Source organism: Microbacterium sp., from assembly GCF_031988965.1.
Taxonomy (GTDB): domain Bacteria; phylum Actinomycetota; class Actinomycetes; order Actinomycetales; family Microbacteriaceae; genus Microbacterium.
The window spans coordinates 1-227 of the sequence record NZ_DALZXX010000016.1; the positions used below are offsets into that span (position 1 = coordinate 1).

Here is a 227-nt window from a genome sequence, read left to right on the forward strand (position 1 = left end):
CGCCCGCAGCCGTCAACGTCAGGACTCGACCGCGCCGTGCGGTGAGCGGCAGCGCCACGCTCGACTGCAGCGTCGTGAGCTGCTGCGACACCGCCGAGGCCGAGATGCCGAGGGCGGCGGCGACCGCCGTGACGCTGCCCCGATCGCGCAGCTCGCGCAACAGGCGGAGGTGGGCGGGATCCATAAGGGCAACCTTAAAGGAGATGTAAGCAACTGGGTCTGGGTCT

Annotated in this window: 1 protein-coding gene; it reads right to left on the reverse strand. The window is 69.6% G+C overall.

Annotated elements, in window-relative coordinates:
- The coding region (locus RTM68_RS05760) for a LysR family transcriptional regulator (protein WP_312169165.1) at positions 1-184 on the reverse strand (184 nt) is incomplete at its 3' end.
- Between the last annotated feature and the right edge of the window lie 43 nt (positions 185-227).